This is a genomic window from bacterium, from assembly GCA_016703265.1.
Lineage (GTDB): Bacteria > Krumholzibacteriota > Krumholzibacteriia > LZORAL124-64-63 > LZORAL124-64-63 > CAINDZ01.
The window spans coordinates 433230-451142 of sequence record JADJCK010000005.1; the positions used below are offsets into that span (position 1 = coordinate 433230).

Annotated in this window: 12 protein-coding genes; 10 read left to right on the plus strand and 2 right to left on the minus strand. The window is 69.1% G+C overall.

Annotation, left to right across the window (positions count from 1 at the left end; genetic code table 11):
• Nucleotides 1-15: 15 nt before the first annotated feature.
• Genes IPG61_11430 through IPG61_11440 form a run of 3 tightly spaced genes read left to right on the plus strand, consistent with a single transcriptional unit; the run spans nucleotide 16 to nucleotide 8638 of the window.
• Nucleotides 16-4215 (plus strand): choice-of-anchor D domain-containing protein, encoded by a 4200-nt coding sequence (locus IPG61_11430; protein MBK6734680.1) that lies wholly within the window; start codon nucleotides 16-18, stop codon nucleotides 4213-4215.
• Nucleotides 4113-8060: a choice-of-anchor D domain-containing protein gene (locus IPG61_11435; GenBank protein MBK6734681.1), complete on the plus strand. Its 3948-nt coding sequence runs from the start codon at nucleotides 4113-4115 to the stop codon at nucleotides 8058-8060. The genes IPG61_11430 and IPG61_11435 overlap by 103 nt, the downstream gene beginning before the upstream one ends.
• A 23-nt stretch (nucleotides 8061-8083) precedes the next feature.
• Nucleotides 8084-8638: a hypothetical protein gene (locus IPG61_11440; GenBank protein MBK6734682.1), complete on the plus strand. Its 555-nt coding sequence runs from the start codon at nucleotides 8084-8086 to the stop codon at nucleotides 8636-8638.
• A 10-nt stretch (nucleotides 8639-8648) separates the two neighbouring features.
• On the opposite strand, the gene IPG61_11445 is transcribed toward IPG61_11440, so the two are convergent.
• Both IPG61_11445 and IPG61_11450 read right to left on the minus strand, forming a co-directional pair.
• The gene (locus IPG61_11445) at nucleotides 8649-9983 is read right to left on the minus strand and encodes a PQQ-like beta-propeller repeat protein (protein MBK6734683.1); all 1335 of its coding nucleotides are present in this window, start codon (nucleotides 9981-9983) and stop codon (nucleotides 8649-8651) included.
• A gap of 90 nt (nucleotides 9984-10073) precedes the next feature.
• Nucleotides 10074-10730 (minus strand): hypothetical protein, encoded by a 657-nt coding sequence (locus IPG61_11450; protein ID MBK6734684.1) that lies wholly within the window; start codon nucleotides 10728-10730, stop codon nucleotides 10074-10076.
• A 164-nt stretch (nucleotides 10731-10894) separates the two neighbouring features.
• Between IPG61_11450 and IPG61_11455 the strand changes: the two genes are divergently transcribed.
• The 7 genes from IPG61_11455 (at nucleotide 10895) to IPG61_11485 (ending at nucleotide 17902) form a co-directional block, all read left to right on the plus strand.
• Nucleotides 10895-11248, plus strand: coding sequence for a carboxymuconolactone decarboxylase family protein (locus tag IPG61_11455; protein MBK6734685.1), 354 nt, complete (start codon nucleotides 10895-10897; stop codon nucleotides 11246-11248).
• Complete coding sequence (locus tag IPG61_11460) at nucleotides 11245-11715, plus strand: YhcH/YjgK/YiaL family protein (GenBank protein MBK6734686.1); 471 nt, start codon at nucleotides 11245-11247, stop codon at nucleotides 11713-11715. The genes IPG61_11455 and IPG61_11460 overlap by 4 nt, the downstream gene beginning before the upstream one ends.
• Before the next feature lie 58 nt (nucleotides 11716-11773).
• Nucleotides 11774-12124 (plus strand): hypothetical protein, encoded by a 351-nt coding sequence (locus tag IPG61_11465; GenBank protein MBK6734687.1) that lies wholly within the window; start codon nucleotides 11774-11776, stop codon nucleotides 12122-12124.
• Nucleotides 12125-12207: 83 nt separating this feature from the next.
• Entirely contained in the window at nucleotides 12208-13977 is a 1770-nt protein-coding gene (locus IPG61_11470) for an ABC transporter ATP-binding protein (GenBank protein MBK6734688.1), read from the plus strand.
• A 240-nt stretch (nucleotides 13978-14217) separates the two neighbouring features.
• Nucleotides 14218-15144 (plus strand): sulfate adenylyltransferase subunit CysD, encoded by a 927-nt coding sequence (gene cysD, locus IPG61_11475; GenBank protein ID MBK6734689.1) that lies wholly within the window; start codon nucleotides 14218-14220, stop codon nucleotides 15142-15144.
• On the plus strand, nucleotides 15144-17066 hold the full coding sequence (gene cysN / locus IPG61_11480; GenBank protein ID MBK6734690.1) for a sulfate adenylyltransferase subunit CysN: 1923 nt from the start codon (nucleotides 15144-15146) through the stop codon (nucleotides 17064-17066). Before cysD ends, cysN begins: the two co-directional genes overlap by 1 nt.
• Before the next feature lie 269 nt (nucleotides 17067-17335).
• Nucleotides 17336-17902, plus strand: coding sequence for a hypothetical protein (locus tag IPG61_11485; protein ID MBK6734691.1), 567 nt, complete (start codon nucleotides 17336-17338; stop codon nucleotides 17900-17902).
• Nucleotides 17903-17913: the final 11 nt, after the last annotated feature.

The following is a 17913-nucleotide window of genomic DNA, read 5'->3' on the forward strand; positions in this document are numbered from 1 at the left end:
CTCGAAGATTTCGATGTGGTCTGGGCCAACTACGGCAACGCGACCTGGACCGATCGTGAAGTGGCGGACCTGGTGGCGTGGGTGCGCGCAGGCGGGGGCCTGCTCCTGGAGACCTTCGAGCCGGAGCCCTTCACGCCGATCGTGACGGCCCTGTCCGCGGGGCTCGCAATGATACCCGGCTACGTTTCGGACGGTGCTTCGCTGGTTGTCCCGCACCCCGTGACCGCGGGACTGGACAGGCTCCAGAGCTACTACAGCTACTGCCAGGTCGTCATCAGCGGGGTGCCGGCCCAGCCTCTGGCACTCAGTTCCCAGTCTTTCGAGGCCAGCGCGGCAGCCACGACAGCCGACAGGGGTCGCGTCGTGCTGATCAATGCGCCGATGCTCGACGATGGGCTCATCGGGTACGACGACAACCGCGTGTTCGGGAACCAGGCCATCGACTGGCTGCGCGGGCTGGGCTGGCTGGCGGTCACGCCGGCGTCAGGCACCGTCCCGCCGCTGGCCTCGCAGGAACTGGCCGTGGCCTTCGATGCCGGGGACCTGTGCGGTTCCGCGTACGCCGCCGACGTCGAGATCCGCAGCAACGATCCGCACCGGCCGGCCGTCGACGTGCCGACGTTCTTCGACGTCCTCGGGACGGTGCACATCGAGGTGGCGCCGGACAGCCTGGCGTTCGGTCCGTGTTTCATCGGCGGGCGCTTGTCTGCCGATGTGGCCGTCATCGCGGCAGGCTGCGAGGACCTGGAGGTCGCCGGTGTCCTCGCGGGAGACGGACCGTTCAGCGTCTCCCCTGCAGGCCCGTTCACGGTGGCGCCGTTCGACACCGTGTACGTACGCGTCGAATTCGCGGCGGACGCCGTGGGCGACTTCGCCGGGGTGCTCGGGATCAGTAGCAACGACGCAGACCGGCCGCTGGTCGAGATCCCGCTTGCGGGCCGTGGTGTCGAACCGCCCGTGATCACCGTCGCGCCGGCGGCGCTCGCGGAAGCGCTTGTTCCCGGCGACCGCGTCACGCGCCTGGTGACCATCGGCAACGAAGGCGCGTCAGACCTGGTCTGGTCGGCGAGCGTGCAGCCTTCGGATTCCCTGGCCTTTGCCCTGGCCCTGGCCACGGCGGAGGCCGGGTTCACGGTGACGACGACTGCGGCGGATCCGGGTACGGCGGACGAAGCTGTCGCCCCGTTCCTGCGCCAGGCCTGGACGAACCGGCGCCTGCCCATCGATGTGCCGAAGATCCTGCTGCTGGCGACGCGAGACGGCGCCGACGACCCGTACGCCGTGGCGCTCAGGATGGCGGGGCTCAGCCACGTCATCGTCACCAGTTGGTCGACACTGGGGAGCGAACTGGCGCTGGCGAGCGACTGGGACCTCGTGATCGTCCACAGCACGATCACGGCGTCGACATCCGTCCTCAACCAGCTGCTCGCCCACGTTGATCGCGGCGGCGCCCTCATTCATGCCGACACCAGGTTCGGCGGCTATGCGTCACACGCGCTGCTCACGCGCCTCGGCGTGGGCTTCAGTTCGACGCACACGACACCGCTGGACTGGGTGGCGCGCGACCCCGGTCACCGGTTGTTCTGGTGGCCGCACCGGATCACGCAGCTGCGAACGACGGTCGATGCCGTGACACCCAATGGCGTGGATGGCGTACCGCTCGGCGGCGCGCAGGTCCTGGCCGATTTCTCGCCCGTGGGGGCCTCCGCGGCCATAATCCTGGGCCCCACCGGTCGGACCCTGTGCAACCTGTTCCATCTCGCAGACTACGGCGCCGACGACGACAACGACAACGTGCCCGATGCGATCGAGGTGGCGGCCAACGAGATTGCGCTGCTCGCACGCGGCGAACCGTGGGTGCAGATGGTGCCCGTATCCGGCGTCCTGGCGCCGGGAGGGACCTTCGAGTTGCCCGTCGTCTTCGATGCGGCCACCCATTGCGGCGGGCGCCTCGAGGCGCCGCTGGTCGTCACGAGCAACGATCCGCTCCAGCCCTCGGTGATAGTGCCGTTGTCGCTCGACGTGGCGGGCACGCCGGACGTGGCGGCGACGGGCGCGGCTTCCTTCACCCAGGTCTTCCTGGGCGCCTCGGCAGTCGATACGCTGGTCGTGGAGAATGCGGGCTGCGCGACACTGACGGTGCATTCGATCACGACGACGGCGGGCGATTTCACCGTCGAACCCGCCGGCCCGTTCACGATCGAGGCGCGGTCGTGGCGCGAGATCCTCGTGACCTTTGCGCCGACGACGCCCGGGCTGGCCGCGGCGCAGGTCGTGGTGGCTTCCGATGATCCCGACGAGCCGTACGTGAGCCTGGCCGCCGAGGGGCTGGGCCTGGTCGCGCCGGTGATCGAAGTGTCGGGCGAAACCCTGTCCGTGGACCTGGCGCCCTGGCGCATCGCGACCCGGCAGTTGACCGTCTCCAATCGCGGCGGCAACACCCTGGCCTGGTCGGTGGCAGCGGATGTCGCCGACTCGATGTCGGCCCTGTCCGGCATTGCCGACCTGTCCGTCCCGGCGCGGCGCATCATCCACATGGCCGGATGGTCGCCGGAAACCGACCCGTGGGCGCTGGCGCTGACACGCCTGGGCCTGCCGCACATCCAGGTGCAGACCTGGGGCTCCCTGGAAGCCTATCTGGCGACGACCACACCATGGGACCTGGTGGTGGTCACGGGCGCCGGCACGCCGCCGGTGTCGGGACTGAACCGCCTGTCGCAGCACCTCGATGGCGGTGGGCGGCTCATCGTGGGCGCGATGAACATGGGAGGCCTTCTCCACGGGCTGTGGTCACAGCTCGGCGTCACGCAGCTGGCATCGCTGCCGGTCCCGCGGCCATTCGTGGCGGCCATGGTGGACCACCCCTGCTTCTGGTGGCCGGAGCAGGTGCCCCGGACTTTCGGCACCAACTCGAGCTATGGGCAACAGCTCCAGGTCGTGGCGGCGGGCCCGGGCTCGCAGCCGCTGGCCCGCTACCTGCCCCCGGACGGCGGGGAGGCCGTCGTTCTCGGGCACACCGGCCGCACGATCTTCAACTCGTTCCTGCCCGCTGCGTATTCTGCCGACGCCGATGGTGACGGGACCCGCGATGTCGTCGAGCTGGCCATGAATGAACTGGCCTACCTGGCGATGGCTGCACCATGGGTCTCGGTCCAGCCCCGCTCGGGGATCGTGCTGGCGGGCGCCACGCAGGAGCTCACCGTCACGTTCAATACCGCCGATCGTTGCGGACAAAGGTACGAGGCGCCCCTCGTCTTCAGTTCCAATGACCCGCACACTCCCCAGGTGTCTGTCCCGACATCTCTGGACGTCTCCCGCGGGTCGCACCTGGTTTGCGATCCGTCGCAGATCGCCTTCGGCAGCGCGTACCTCGGATCGGTGGTCGTGCGTACGATCGGGCTGCGCAACACGGGTTGCGAGCCGTTGACTGTCTACAGCGTGACCACGGACCTGGCCGAGGTGACGATCGCCGGCGCGGGTCCGTACACGCTCGCGCCCGATTCGCTGCTCACACTCTCGGCCACCTGGATACCCGAAGCCGGCGGTCCCATGGGCGGCGCCGTCACCATCACGAGCGATGATCCCGATCAGCCGTCGCTGGGCGTCGGCCTGACGGGGCTGTGCCTGGTTGCGCCGACCATCACCGTGTCGCCGGATTCCCTCGACATGGACCTGATGCCGGGCGCGCGTCGGACGAGGCGGCTGGAAGTGGCCAACCACGGGCCCGGCCAGCTGAACTGGTCGGCCTCGGTGTTGTTCGACCAGGTAACCTCGGCCTGGGATGAGGCGGCCGACTATCGCGTCGTCGAACTGCCGCCGTCCCCGAGGGCGTCGACCGCTGACCAGGCCGGAGACAAGGATGCAGCCGGCCCGCAGGGCGCCCGGCGCTACACCAACGTCAACCGGACCGGGAGCGGACCGCGGACTATCGCGCTGGTCACCTACCTGCCCGATACCGATGCCTACAACCTGGGACTGCAGCGCCTGGGCCTCGATTTCACGCTGGTCTACAACTGGTGGGATTTCCTGTGGTACCTGCAGCAGTCCGACTGGGACCTGGTCGTCGTCAGCAACCGCGGCTATTCCCCGTCGAGGCGGCGCAGGACCTGCTGGTGGCGCACGTCGACGCCGGCGGCACACTCATCTACAACGACGGTTCCTATTACGGCAGCAACCTGCCGGAGCTCTTTACCCGCATGGGTGTCCAGACGATGACGTCATCCCATGCTGACTTCGACGTCGTGGCCCATGATCCCGACCATCGCCTGTTCCGGCAACCTGACCGGATCACGGAAGTGAAGAACACCCTGAGCGCCGGCGTCTATGTCGATGTCGTGACCCTCCGCGCTGGCGCCGTGTCCCTGGCCGGCTTCACCGGCGCGGCAGGGCCCAACGCCATCGTGCTCGGGCCGGGCGGCCGCACGCTCTTCAATGCCTTCCAGCCAGGCGATTTCGCGGGCGATGACGACCTCGACGGACGGTCCGACATGGTCGAGCTGGCCGGCAACGAGATCGTCCTCATGGGGCTCAGCGCCTTCTGGGTCCGGCTCGATCCTGCGTCGGGAATGGTCCCGGCCGGAGAGAGCCAGGAAGTGGTCGCCTCGTTCGATGCCAACTTCATCTGCGACCGCGACGCTCGGGCGCTGATCACCATCACCCATGACGATCCGCACCGGTTGCCGATCGAGCTTCCCGTGGCGATGCGCGTGCCGGGCGGGACCGATATCACGGTGGCACCCTCGAGGCTCGACTTCGGTTCCCGCTTTCTCGGGACGGCGCGCACCGATACCCTCATCGTCGGCAACCGGGGCTGCATCCCGCTGCACATCAGCGCCATCGGGTCGGATCGTGCCGATTTCACCGTGGCGCAGCCGGGGCCCGTCACGGTCGGGCCCGATTCGACCTTGACCGTGCTGGTCACGTGCGCGCCCCTGGCCGCCGGGCAGATTGCCGGCCAGGTCACCCTGACGAGCGACGATCCCGACGAGCCGGTCATTGTCGTCGAGACGACCTGCTTCGGCGTGGCGCCGGCGGTCATCGAGGTGGCGCCGGATTCGGTGTCGATGGTGCTGCCGGCCGGCACTTCCGCCTCACGCGTGGTGACCATCAGCAACAACGGGTCGGGCGCACTCGACTGGTCGTTGCAGCAGCCCACGACGGGCACGGGCGGGGACCTCACGGGCCTGCGCATCCTCTGGCCGCGCGGCCACGGCGAGTATGCCGCCGTGAACTGGTCCAACTTCACCGGTGAGCTTGCGGCGCGGGGCGCGGTCGTCGTCGAGAGCGACCAGCCGGTCGACAGCATGCTCCTGGCCGGTTTCGACATCGTCTACGTCAATCACGGCACAACGCCCTGGGAGACGGCCGAGGCGGGCGCACTCGCGCGCTGGCTATGGTCGGGCGGCAGCCTGCTGTGCGAGACGTCGACGACGGCGGACTTCACGGCCATCCTGGCCGCGGCCGAGGCCGGGATCGCGTACGGGGCGGCGGCGAGCGCCGGCGGTTTCACGTCGCTGCTCGATCCCCATGTCATCACCCAGGGCGTGGCGAACCTTTCGACGACCTCGTCGACAACCGTCCTGTCCTCGATCACCGGACCTGCGGCCCGCCTGGCGCGCGGCCCGCAGGGGCAGTCCATCGCCGCGCTCAGTTCGGTCGGCGCCGGTCGCGTCGTGGCCCTGTCGCACGTCCTGTTCAACAACAGCCGGCTCGGCGTCGCGTCCAACCGTGTCTTCGGGCATCACGTGATCGACTGGCTCAACGGGGGGGCCTGGCTGGCCGTTTCGCAGTCGACCGGTTCGATCGCCGCAGGCGCCTCGCAGGAGCTGACGCTCGCGTTCGCCTCCGGTGACAACTGCGGTGCGACACGGCATCGCGAACTCCGGTTCGACAGCAACGATCCCCTGACACCGCTGGTGGTGCTGCCGGTCACGATGACGGCTGTCGGCGAACCGGCGATCACGATCGACCGGGCCTGGGTGGACTTCGGCGCCTGCCCGGTCGGCGTGGCGACCCTTGACTCGCTGCGTATCAGGAACCAGGGCTGCGGTCGGCTGCAGATCGTCGGCATCACCGTGACGCCTGCCGCGTTCACGGTCGCACCGCCCGGTCCGCTCAGCCTGGCGCCGAAGGAATCCGTGGTGCTGCGGGTGACCTGTGCCCCCGTCGCGGCCGGCGAACTCGCGGGCACGCTGGTCCTGGCCAGCGACGACCCTGCCGCGCCTGACGTGGTGGTGCCGTTGTCGGCCCTTGCCGTTGCGGCAGACCTGTTGCCGACGGTCACCCTCACGGCAGCGGTCGGGGGCCTGACGTCCGGCACGATCACGCTCGGCACGGATCCGCGGGCCGGCGACGGGCTGGACCCGGCGCTCGACCTGCCGGCCGCGCCGCCGCAGCCGGCGCCTTCGGTGGAGGCCTGGTTTGCGCGCGCCGAGTGGACGGGTGGCGACGGCCGCTATCGGTCCGATTGGCGAGCCGCCTACGACACCGGCCAGAACACGAAGTCCTGGCGGTTCGAGGTCGCCACCGACGTGGCCGGCCAGGCCACACTCAGTGCGGAAGCCAATGCGGCCGTGGCCGCGCCGTGCGCGCTGCTCCTGATCGACCGGATGAGTGGCCGCGTGCACGACCTCCTGGCCGATCCCGTGTTCACGTGGGACGCCGCGGCGGCCGAAGTGCGTTCGTTCACGGTGCGGCTGGGCACCGGAATCCCGGCTGCCTCGCCGGATCGCCGCGTGATGGCTGCCGGCTGGTCGCTTGTGGCGGCGCCGCTGGTGCCGGCGCCGGGCGCCACTTTGGGAGACGTGTTCCTTGCTGATGCGGCGCCGTCCGCGCCGTGGCTGTTCGGCTGGCAGGCTTCGTCGCGCAGCTATGAAGTCCTGGCATCATCGACGCCGCACGCGCCGGGAACCGGCTATTGGTTGAACAGCGCGGTGTCCTACGTGTGGAGCCTGGAAGGTGCGCCGGCGACCGACGGCGTCTCGGTGGAGCTGACTGCCGGCTGGTCGCTCGTGGGCTATCCCCTGTGGTTCCCCGGCAGTGTGCAGGGATTGACCGTGACGCACGAAGGCGTGCGCTACGGCTTTGCCGACGCAACGCGCAGGGGCCTGGTCTCGAGCCGGGTCTACGGCGCCGACCCTGCCGGCAGCTATGTGCTCACGGGCGACCTGGCGCCGTGGCATGCCTTCTGGGTGGCCAGCCACGTCGACGGATTGGCGCTCGGTTTCCGCCACGACTGGATGGAGGACGGCGAACGCCTGCCGCCGTCGCGCTGGCCGCCGGCGAAGGCCCGATCCGCCGGCAAGACGGCAGACACCGCCACGGGGCCGTGGTCGCTGGCCATTGCGGTCGTTTCCGACCGGCCCGTCCCGGCCATCGTGCTGGGCCAGGACCCGGATGCCACCGACGGCTTCGATGCGGCCCTGGACCTGCCGGCGCCTCCGCCGGCCCCGGTCGCCGTCGCCGCGCCGGCGCTGACGCTGCCGCGTCCCGGGTGGTCGCCTGCAACCGGCGACGACTGGCTCAGTGACCTGCGGGCACCGGGGCAGCGGCTTCTCACCTGGGCGGCCAGGCTCACCGTGCCCGCCGCCGGACCGGTGACGCTGACCTGGGACGGGCTCGACCTGCCTGCGGGTGTCGACCTGGAACTGCGCAGTCATGGCCGGATACTCGTGCCGTCGCTGAAGTCGCAGGCGCAGGTGGAGCTCGCGGTTCCCGCAGCGGGGCTCGACCTCGACTTCGCCGTCGTGGACGCCACGCAGCCCCCGCCCGCCGGATGGCTCGATCCGCGGCTTCGCAACGAACCGAACCCGTTCAATCCGCAGACCCGGATCCTCTTCGAGCTGCCGGCTGCCGGCGACGCCGTCGTCATGATCCATGACCTGCGCGGCGTACTGGTGCGCGAACTGCGCGCCGGTCGCCTGCCTGCGGGCCCGGCGGCACTCGTCTGGGACGGGCTGGACAATCGGGGCCAACAGGCAGCCAGCGGCAACTACGTCTGCCGGCTGCGACTGGATGGACGTTCTCTCGGCGCCTCGCGCAAGATGGTGCTGCTGAAATGAACCTGCGCCAGGAAGGATCGGACATGATCTCGACGAGGACCAGATGCTGCACCCCGGCCTGGGCTGCGGGTCTTGTGCTGGCACTGGCATTGCCCGCAGGGGCGGCGACGCTCGTGGTGCAGGCGGGGATCCCCTGCTGCAGTGCGGGCGATCACGTGCTGGGCTGGGACGATGCCGCCCTGTCCGGCATCGACGACCTCGACATTCCCGAGCCACCGGCGCCGCCGACCCGCCATCTGCTGGCCGGCTTCCGCCTGCCCGGGGCGTCCGTCGGGACGCTGTGGCGACGTGACCTGCGGGCGACGGCCGACTTCACCGGCGATGACCGCGAGACCTGGGACCTGTGGCTGACCACGGACGCGCCGGCGGCGGAGTGCAACGTGATGCTCACCGCCGGATCGGGTGACTGGAGCGGCCTGCGGGTGATCCTGGGCGGCGCCGTCCAGGACACGGTTGTCGTGCCGGCTGCCGTCAGTTTCGCCCTGTCCGGAAGCGCGCTGCTGACGCTGGAGGTCGTGCAGGAAACGGTCGCCGACCAGCGGACGTCATGGGGCCGGGTCAAGAGCCTGTTCCGGTGAGGCGCTCCGGCTAGCGCACGGCGTACAGCTGTCCGTCCAGGCTCCCGAAATAGATGACGCCGTCCGCGATCGCCGGCGACGCCATGATCGCGCCCACCGTCGAGAAGCGGTAGAAGTCGATGTACATGTCGCCGAAGTCGCCGGTCACGGGATGGAATGCCGCCTGGTCGAGGCGCAGGTCGGCGTCGAGCAGCTTGAGCGGGTCGCGGCGCGAACCCTCGGTGCGAAAAAGCCAGTCGATGGCGCCGGTGCGCGCGTCGAAGGCGTAGAGCGTACCGTTGTGGCAGCCGACGTAGGCGCGCGGGCCGCTCAACGCCGCCGACGAGAACACATAGGCCTTCGTGTCGGAGTTGAACAGCAGACGACCGGTCTTCGCGTCGAGCGCGAAGAATCGCGAACTGTCCGAAGTGCCGGCATAGACGATGCCGTCGCGCACGGCCGGCGTGCCGATCACCCAGGACTTGCCGGTCGGGTAGTCCCAGAGGCGTGCCCCGGTCGCCGCATCCAGCGCGTAGACGTGCGCATCGCGACAGCCGACGTAGACCACGCCCCCGGCCACCGCGCACGACGACTGGAATCCCTCCTGGTTGTGGATGGCCGGGTCGAGGCCGGCCTGGAACGACCACTTCAGGACGCCCGTGCGCGCCTCGATCGCGTAGACGCGGCTGTCCCAGCTGCCGACATAGACGATGCCGCCGGCCACCGCCGGCGAGGCGTGCACCACGTTGCCGGTGCGGAAGGCCCACTGCAGCACGCCGGTGGCGGCCTCGACCGCGTAGACGCCGCCGTCGCCGGCACCGAAGAAGACCAGGCCGTCACTCACCGCCGGCGAGGAAGTGAACACGTCCCAGGCGTCGGGCATGGTCTGCGAGGCAGGCGGGTAGCCGTGGAGTCCCTTCGCCTCGAAGCGACGCTCGCCCTCGACCGCGCAAACCCACCGCGGCTCGCCGGTGGCCGCGGAAAGCGCCGCCAGGGCACCCGTCGACGAGACGAAGTACACCGTGTCACCGTCGATGGCGGGCGTGCTCGCGATGGGCATGCGCGACTTGAACTTCCACTTGCCGGTGCCCGTGGCGGCCTCGACGGCGTGCAGGTGGCCGTCGAGGGCGCCGAAATAGACGACCCCGTCAGCCACGACCGGCGAGCCGACGATCGGCGCGCCGGCGGCGAACGACCATTTCAACTGGCCGGTCGCCGGCGTGCCGGCCTCCGGATAGACACCGGTGCGGGCGACATCGCCGTGGAACGTGCCCTGGGCCGAGGCCGTCGCGGCCGCCAGGAACAGGAGTGCGAGGGGACGGAGGGCGGACACGACGACCGTGGACGGGTTCGGCAGGCGCTTCATGGGACACTCCGGCGTCAGGGACGGCGTAGGGGGAAATGGTTCCTACGCGCGGAGCCGGGTTCCGGTTGCGCGGCGCGACGGCCGGCCTCCTCAGGCCAGCGGCCGGCGCTTCTTGGCCTGGAACAGCCCGGCCTGGACGGCGCCGAGGAAGCCCGCGCGCATCAGGGCCGGGTCGACCGGCGCCAGGAGCCTGACCTGGGCCGGGCTCACCACCGGCAGGTGCTGCAGCTCGTCGAGGCGGTCGCCGATCCAGTTCAGGTCCTCTTCGTCGAACTGCCACCTGCGGTGGTCGAGGGTGGCCAGGTCGAGCGGGCGCGAGTAGCTGCGCAGCGTCTTCTGGCCCACGGTGTTGAAGTAGACCTCGAAATACGACATCACGAGTTCCCTGAGTGACCGGTACACGGGCTCGCGGTAGCGCAGCACCGTCGTGTTGCTCTTGGCGACGGCGCCCCAGTGGCCCTCGACGGTGAACACGGCCAGTACATGGTCGTCGTCGTTCCAGGCCCGCAGGTCGACCAGGCGCGGCCGGTGGCCCAGTTCGCGCAGCGCGGCGGCGGCGAACATCGCCCCGTCGAAGCAGGCGGCCTTGCGCTCGCGCATCACGCGGCGCGGCGAGCGGGCGCGGTAGTCGGCGTCGTACTTCAGCTCGTTGAGGAACTGCTGGATATGCAGGGGCGACTTCAGGCGCGCGAACAGGCGGCGCTCGGCGGCGGTCCAGGAGTCGCGGGGTGCATTGCGGCGGGCCATGCGGATCCTTCCTCCAGGCGGCGCCTGCCGCCGGAACGGAGGAAGCTAGCATTGCTGCGGGTGCGCGGCAAGCGTGGCCCGGTTGCCGCCGGCGGCCCCGGTGTGCTATGGTGCGCCGTCGACGCAATCGAATAGACCAGCCCGTTTCCGCGAAAGGACCCGCGATGACCGGCCGCCTGCAAGCCTTCCGCGCGGAGCGCGAGCGCCTCAACGCGCGCGTGCTCGAGACCGCGACCATGACCACCAAGCGGTTCTTCAACCTGGACACAGCCACCTACAAGGACGGCGCCCTGTCCGCCCGCACGAAGGAGATGGCCGGGCTGGCCGCCTCGCTGGTGCTGCGCTGCGACGACTGCATCGCCTACCACACCATCCGCTGCGTCGAGGAAGGCGTCACCGAGGCGGAGATCCTCGAGATCTTCGATGTCGGCCTGATCGTCGGCGGCTCGATCGTGATCCCGCACCTGCGGCGTGCGCGGGCGCTGCTGGACGAGCTGCTGGCGGAGCAGGCGCCGTGATCCTCGACCTGCTCGAGCGGCTCGAGGTGGTCGACGGCCTGCCGGGCCCGTTCGCCGACGCGCTGGCGTTCCTGCGCCAGCCGGGTCTCGAGTCCCTGGACGACGGCCGCTACGAGGCCGGGCTGCGCGGCGTTCATGCCACGGTCAGCCGCCAGCGCGCGCGCCACGCCGGTGAAGGCCGCCTCGAGGCGCACCGCCGCCACGCAGACATCCAGGTGCTGCTCGGTGGCCGCGAATCGATCGGCTGGGCGCCCCTGGACATGTACGCGCTGCCGGACACGGCCTGGGACCCGGTGGCCGACCTGCAGTTCTTCGCCGGCGCACCGCAGCTGTGGCTGCACCTGCGCCCGGGCCAGTTCGCGCTCTTCCTGCCGACCGACCTGCACCTGCCCCTGGTCGGCGAGGACCTGATCCACAAGGTGGTGGTCAAGGTGCCGCTGGCGGAGGCCTGGCCGGTGCGGGAGTAGGCTGGTGAACGCGCGCGATTCCTGGTCCTGACATACCCCCGTCGGAAGTGAACCGGCCATGATCGACAATACGGAAGCCGACCATCCCGAGACCCTGCACCAGCGGGCCTATGATTTCTTCAAGCACCTGACGGGTGTTTCGCTGGTTTCCCTCGGCGGCATCATGGGACTGCTCGGCGGGCAGGGACCGGAAGTGCCCAAGTCGAAGCTGATCGTCCTGATGTGCTTCATCGGCGTGGCAGGTGCCGTATCGCTGTTTACGGCGGCGACCATTGTCACGACCAGCGACCTGGATGAGGGGAAGCACATCAGCACCAGGGCGGTTCGCCTTGCCATGTGCGTCGCCGTGTGGTCGCTCACGTTGGGCCTGGGCGCCGCCATCCAGACCTTCTCGACGGTGTTGCTGTGAAACCCGGTGGTCAACTTGACTCGCGGGCGCCGGAAGCGGGATATTCGCGACGAGACGTGATGTAGTCGCGCCAGGAGTTCCGGATGCCCCCACAGCCACTTCTCGGACCGCCCGAACTGCACTACGACAGTGCCAGGCCGCTGCGCACGCTCTTCGGCATGCTGAACCGATCCCGGCGGTACTACCTCGCGACTGCACTGGTGATGGTGATCAAGCACTCTCCGGTGTGGGCCATCCCGTTCCTGGTCGCCAGTGCGATTAACTCGCTGACGGACCCGACCGCCTTCCCCGCTCCCCGGCTGGCGCTGTACTTCGGGGCCGTGGTCATCCTGATCGTGCAGAACGTCCCGATGCACACCCTGTATGTCTCGATGGTCAGCGGAGCCGTCCGCGACCTGGAGAAGACCCTGCGCAGCGCGCTGGTGACGCGGCTGCAGCAGCTCTCGATCGCGTTCCACGGCCGCACCGAAAGCGGGCGGCTCCAGGCCAAGGTGCTGCGCGATGTCGAGCAGGTGCAGATGTTCTGCATGCTGCTGGCCGATGCCGGGGCGATCTCCGTTTTCTCCTTCATCTTCGCGGTGGTGGTGACGGCCATCAAGGAGCCGCGGCTGCTGCTCTTCTTCGTGCTGATGGCGCCGCTGGTTTCACTGCTGCGCCTGCTGTTCGGCCGGCGCATGGTCGAGCGGAACACCGCCTTCCGTTCGGAGATCGAGCGGATGTCGTCGGACGTGGCGGAGATGCTCAATATGATCCCCGTCGTCCGGGCGCACGGGCTGGAGGACGAGGCCGCCGGTCGGATGGACTCGCAGTTCCAGGCCGTCAACCGCCGCGGCCGGCACCTCGACCTGATCAATGCGCTGTTCGGCTCCAGTTCATGGATGAGCTTCCAGCTCTCCATGGTCGCCGCGCTCGGCGTGCTGGTCTGGTTCTGCCGGCGCGGCCTGATCACCGTCGGCGACATCGTCCTGTACCAGAGCCTCTTCACGATGATGGTCAACTGCATTTCACAGCTGCTCAGCATCTACCCGCAGATGGCGCGCGGCGTGGAGTCGATCCGGTCCATCGGCGAAGTGCTCGAATGCCCGGACCTGGAGCTGAACCGCGGCCGGCGCGCGGTCGAGGCGATGGACGGCGGCGTGCAGTTCGATCACGTCGGCTTCGCCTACGACGACGACAGGGCGCCCTCGGTGGTGGATTGCACCCTGCAGGTGCAGTCCGGCGAGTGCATCGCGCTGGTCGGCCCGAGCGGCGCCGGCAAGTCCACGCTGATGCAGCTTCTGATAGGGTTCCGCCGTCCGCAGTCGGGCCGGATCCTGTTCGACGGACAGGACATGGAAGAGCTGGACATGCGCACGGCCCGCCGCTTCATCTCGGTGGTGCCGCAGGAGACGATCCTCTTCTCCGGGTCGATCCGCGAGAACATCGTCTACGGCCTCGACAACGTGGGCGACGAATGGCTGTCCGAAGTACTTGCCGCCGCGCACCTGTCCGAACTGGTCCTGAGCCTGCCCAGGGGCCTGGAAACGCGCATCGGCGAAGACGGCGCGCTGCTCTCGGGCGGCCAGCGCCAGCGCATCGCCATCGCCCGCGCGCTCGTCCGCGACCCGCGCATCCTGGTGCTCGACGAAGCCACTTCCGCCCTGGACGTGGTCTCGGAGAGGAAGGTGCAGGAGGCCATCGATCGCGCCGTGCAGAACCGTACCACCTTCATCGTGGCGCACCGCCTGTCGACCATCCGCAAGGCCGACCGCATCGTCGTCATGAAGGCCGGGCGCATCGCGGAAACCGGCTCGTACGACGAACTGATGGGCCGCCGCGGCTTCTTCTTCGAGATGCAGCAACTGCAGCATTGAGGCTCCCGCGCGGGGCAGGCGGGGGCAGGGCTCAAGGGTGACCGGATGGACCAGTTCTTGTCTGCGGCCGCATCCCTCGAAGTCGGATCCTGATGGGTCGCCTTGACTTACGGGGCGTCGAGGATGGATACTCACGGCGTGCCGCAAAGACGTCTCCGGCGCTATATTGGAGCGCAGAGCAACGCCGCAGTGATTCGGCCGTCCTGCCGCACCTGACCACCGCCCCGGGGAGAACCAGCTTTGGGTTCCTACACCCTGACCCACCTGCAGCACCTCGAGCAGGAATCCACTCACGTCATGCGGGAGGTCGTCGCCGAGTTCCGCAATCCGGTGATGCTCTACTCGGTGGGCAAGGATTCCTCGGTGATGCTGCGCCTGGCCCAGAAGGCGTTCCACCCGGGCCGCTTCCCGTTCCCGCTCATGCATGTGGACACGGGCTACAAGTTCCCCGAGATGTACGCCTTTCGCGATGCGCACGTGGCGGAGATCGGGGCGCGCCTGCTCGTCGAGCGCAACGACGAGTGGATCGGCAAGGGCGCCCACCCGACGCGCCTGGGCAACGACAAGTGCTGCCAGCAGCTGAAGACGCGCGGCCTGCTCGACGCCCTGGCCAAACACGGTTTCGACGCCGCCTTCGGCGGCGCCCGCCGCGACGAGGAGAAGTCGCGCGCCAAGGAGCGCTTTTTCTCGGTGCGCGACCGCCTGGGCCAGTGGGACCCGAAGAACCAGCGGCCCGAGCTGTGGAGCCTGTACAACGCGAAGATCGACGACGGTGAGAACGTGCGGGTGTTCCCGCTCAGCAACTGGACGGAGCTCGACGTCTGGCAGTACATCCGCCAGGAGAGCATCCCCATCGTGCCGCTGTATTTCGCGCGGCCGCGCAAGGTGGTCAGGCTCGGCGGCATCCTGGTGCCGTGCGAGCACCGCGACGTGGTCGACCCGGACGGCAAGCTCGGCTTTGCCGACAGCGACGTGGTCGAGGTCAATTGCCGCTTCCGCAGCCTCGGCTGCATCCCGTGCACCGGCGCCATCGAATCGGATGCGGTGACGGTCGACCAGATCATCGAGGAAGTGGTCGAGGCGCGCCGCAGCGAGCGGGAGAACCGCCTGATCGACCTGACCAGCGACTCGTCGATGGAACAGAAGAAGCGCGAGGGGTACTTCTGATGGACAGCCGCATTGAACCGGCCCCGGCCGCGCTGCCCGACGGCGAGAAGACACTGCTGCGGTTCACCACCAGCGGCAGCGTGGACGACGGCAAGTCGACGCTGATCGGCCGCCTGCTCTACGAGACGAACTGCATCTTCGAGGACCAGTACGCCGCCGTGGCGCGCACCTCGGAGAAGCGCGGCGACGAGCGGGTGGAACTGGCGCTGCTGCTCGACGGCCTGGCCGCCGAGCGCGAGCAGGGCATCACCATCGACGTGGCCTACCGCTACTTCCAGACGGCCAAGCGCAAGTTCATCATCGCCGACACGCCCGGCCACGAGCAGTACACGCGCAACATGGTCACCGGCGCCTCGACGGCGGACCTTGCGATCATCCTGATCGACGCGCGCCACGGCGTGGTCACGCAGTCGCGGCGCCACGGCTTCCTCATCTCGCTGCTGCAGATTCCCCATCTGGTCGTGGCCGTCAACAAGATGGACCTGGTGGACTGGCGGCAGGACACCTACGACGCCATCGTGCGCGACTACCAGGCTTTCTCGCAGAAGCTGGATATCCACGACGTCACCTTCATCCCGCTCAGCGCGCGCGACGGTGACAACGTGACGCGCCGCAGCGAGCGCATGCCCTGGTACCAGGGCCAGACGCTGCTGCACACGCTGGAGAACGTGCACGTCGCGGCCGATCGCAACTATGTCGACTTCCGCTTCCCGGTGCAGACGGTGCTGCGGCCCAACCTCGACTTCCGGGGTTTCGCCGGTACCGTGGCCTCGGGCACCATCCGCCCGGGCGAGGAAGTGGTGGCGCTGCCGTCGGGGCGCTCGTCGCGCGTGAAGTCGATCGAGACGTTCGACGGGCAGCTGGCCGAGGCGTTCGCCGGGCAGGCCGTGGCCATCACCCTGGCCGACGAGATCGATCTCGGACGGGGCGACATGCTGGTCAGGGCGCGCAACCTGCCGCAGGTGGGCACGAACTTCGACGCCACGCTGTGCTGGATGGACCAGGAACCGCTGAACCGCCGCACGCACTACCTGCTCAAGCACACGACGAACACGGTCAAGGCCTTCGTCGGCGAGGTCCAGTACCGGATCGACGTCAACACGCTGCACCGCGAGCCGGCCGAGACGTTTGCGCTGAACGAGATCGGGCGCGTGGCGATCCGCACGGCGCGTCCCGTGTTCTTCGATCCGTACAAGGCGAACCGCGAAACCGGCAGTTTCATCCTCATCGACCCGGTCACCAACCGCACGGCGGCCGCCGGCATGATCCGCGGCGTGTCGCGCGAGGTGGGCGACGTGGCGCGGTCCGTGCAGGCCGTGTCGCACCGCTCGCAGAACGTGCAGTGGGAAGGCGGGCTCATCGCGCAGGCGGACTGGGAGCGGCGCAACGGGCACAAGGGCGCCGTGCTGTGGTGCACCGGCTATTCCGGCGCCGGCAAGTCGACGGTGGCCAAGGCGCTCGTGCGCGAACTGTTCGCCGCCGGCGTGCAGGTGATGCTGCTCGACGGCGACAACGTGCGCCACGGGCTGTGCGGCGACCTCGGCTTCTCGGACCGCGACCGCACCGAGAACATCCGGCGCGTCGCCGAGGTCGCAAAGCTCTTCTTCGAGCAGGGCAACCTGGTGGTCTGCACTTTCATCTCGCCGTTCCGCGCCGACCGCGAGTTCGCGCGCTCGATCATGCCGCCCGGGACCTTCCACGAGGTTTTCGTGAAGTGCGACCTCGAGGTCTGCCGGCGGCGCGACCCGAAGGGGCTCTACCGCAAGGCCGAGGCGGGCGAGATCGCCGAGTTCACCGGCGTGTCGTCGCCCTACGAGGCACCCGCCGAGCCGGATCTCGTGATCGAGACCGACCTTCATGATGTGGACGCGCTCGTGGCCCGGGTCCGGGCCTACCTCCGGGACCGCGGGCTGGCCGACTGAGCCCCACCACAGGGGGGCGGGCTGTCCTGGAGGGTGCAGGACCTCGTCCCGTGAGAATGCATATCATTCTTATATGCAATCACCGCAAATACTTGGCAGCCTGGGCATAAAAAACGGGCCAAATGACTGGTCTCTTTGTGATCCCGGGACCCCAATGGACTCCTGTTACCTGCAGACTATCCCTGACCCGTGTTCACCTGAATGACCGGCGCCACCGGTCCCGGGTGTCCCGGGCTTTCCGTCGAAATGCCTGGACCAAGGGGGAAGACATGAAGCTCGTGCGTTGTCTCACCGTCGTCGTCATGACCGCCGGCCTGGCGGCCGTCGCGCAGTCCGCGGACGAACCGCAGGCCACCGGCCAGATCCCGGCCGCCCAGACCGGCGCCGCGTCCGTTGCCCCGACCAACGTCATCGACCCCGCCGCCGGGCTGGCGGACATCCCCGAGAACCAGGCGGAGATCGAGGCCATGCGCGCGGGCGAACTCAAGCTCGTCAAGCCGGAGGGCACGACGCAGGAGCCTGCGATCGATGCCGCCCGCGAGGCCCGGCGCGCCGCCTTCGCTGCCGTCGTGAATGAGCGGAACGCCAAGGTCGAAGCTCTTGTGGCGCAGCTGAACGGCGCCTCGGGTGAGGACGGCGTGGCCATCCAGAAGCAGATCGAGGCCGAGAAGAAGGCCGCCGACCGGCGCCTGCTCGAGGTCCAGCTGGAACTGGCGACGGCCGCCGGCGACCAGGCCGGTATCGAGAACCTCCAGGCCGCCTTGACGGCATTCGATGCCCCCGCGCCGGCCGGCCAGCCCGTCGTCCGCCCCGTGCCCGTCAACCCCGGCCGCTAGCCGACAGGAGG